Consider the following 1,745-nt stretch of genomic DNA (forward strand, 5'->3'; position numbering starts at 1 on the left):
GCCGCCCACCACCCGAGGTCGAAGAGGGTGTCGGGGGCGGCGGACAGCTCGTCGGGGGTGAACAGGCGGATGACGCCGTACTCGCCGTCGTAGCCGGCCTGACGGATGACCTCGCCGCGGCGCAGCCTGGTGATCGCCTCGACCAGCTCCGCGGAGCCGACCTCGGCGATCCGGTCGGTCGGGACGTCACCGAGGATGCCGAGCTCGGGGCCGAGCCGTGACACCAGGGAGGTGACCTGGGTGGCGACCGCCTTGCTCTTCGGACCGACGCCGAGGATCTCCCCGACGATCTCCGGCAGTGGCACCAGCGAACTGACCGTGCCGGCCGTCGCCGGGACCGTCCCGTCCGGGCGGTCGGCGAGCGCCTCGACCCGGTTGAGCACACCGACGGTGAGCAGCCCGCCGCAGGTCGGGCAGCGTCCGCCGACCTCACGGGTCTGCTCGGGGGTCAGCACCACCCCGCACTTGCGGTGGCCGTCCAGGTGGTACTTGCCCTCCTCGGGGAAGAACTCGACCGTGCCGGCGAAACCGTCCCCGCCGCGCAGCGCCGCCTCGATCGCGAAGTAGTCCAGCTCGCACGTGAACGCGGTCGCCTCCCGGCCGAGCATCGGCGGGGAGTGCGCGTCGGAGTTGCTGACCAGGCGGTAACGGTCGAGGCCGGAGATCCGCCAGAACATCTCCGGGTCGGCGGACAGGCCCGTCTCCAGGGCGAAGATCTCGTCGGCCAGGTCGACGTAACAGTCCTCGACCGCGTCGAAACCCGATTTCGAGCCCAGCACCGCGAACCAGGGCGTCCAGACGTGCGCGGGGACGAGGTAGCAGCCCGGCCCGCCGGCCAGGGTAATCTCCAGCAGGTCGCGGGAGTCAAGGCCGAGGATGGGCCGTCCGTCCGCGGCCAGGTTGCCGATCCGGGCGAGGGCGGCGGTGATGGCGGCGGCCTGCTCGCGGGTCGGCGCGTACAGCAGATGGTGGACCTTGCGGGTCCGTTCGCCGCGCTTGTAGATGGTGGAGATCTCACTCGAGATCATGAAGCGGGTGGCTGTGCGGCACGATGCCGGCAGGGTGCGCAGCACCTCGGCCTCGAGGTCGGGCCGCAGCCGGAACAGCCCCGGTTCGGCCGGCACCAGCTTGTCCGCGAGCTCCTGCGACCACGCCGGATGGGTGAAGTCCCCCGTCCCGACCACCGCGATCCCCTTGCGGGCCGCCCACCAGGCCAGATGCTCCAGGTCGCAGTCACGGCTACACGCCCGCGAGTACCGGGAGTGGATGTGCAAATCCGCATAGAACCGTGACATCACAGATGTGTATGTTGTCGCATCCACCGTCCCCACTCTGCGTCGGCACGCCGCCGCGGACACCGCGACCTCCACATGGCCAACGACAGGAACACAAAGGACCACTCCCAGACCATGGGACGCCCATGTTCGTCCCGGCGGGCCCGTGCGGACCCCCAGCCGGCCGGGCGCGACGGGCAGCCGTCATGATGCGAGGGTTCGTACGATCACGGCCGATCTGATGGCCGGATGACCGCGGGGCGGAGGGAGACGGGCCCATGTCGGCGGACGACCAGCGCGCCGCACTGGCCGACCGGTGCCACCGGCTGGTGCGCTTCCTGCATGAGCTGGCCGTGGCCCGGGGCGTCCGAGTCCGCCAGGTCGACGAGCATCCCCTGGCCCTCTGGCTGGCTGACCTGCCCGCGGGCGTACCGGTGTCCGAGCAGGTGGGGCCCGGTGAGGTCCTGCTGA

Annotated in this window: 2 protein-coding genes; one reads left to right on the plus strand and one right to left on the minus strand. The window is 71.1% G+C overall.

Annotated features, from left to right (window positions below; genetic code table 11):
• Window positions 1-1,298, minus strand: a 1,298-nt coding sequence (locus G6R24_RS20690; RefSeq protein WP_225438878.1) for an endonuclease Q family protein, incomplete at its 3' end; no start/stop codon positions are given.
• A 254-nt stretch (window positions 1,299-1,552) separates the two neighbouring features.
• Here G6R24_RS20690 and G6R24_RS20695 point away from each other — a divergent pair.
• Window positions 1,553-1,745 (plus strand): hypothetical protein (locus G6R24_RS20695; protein WP_163550800.1); only part of this gene is annotated, 193 nt, incomplete at its 3' end.

Origin of the sequence: Candidatus Frankia nodulisporulans (assembly GCF_902806475.1) — a bacterium.
In the GTDB taxonomy this organism is placed as follows: Bacteria; Actinomycetota; Actinomycetes; order Frankiales; family Frankiaceae; genus Frankia; species Frankia umida.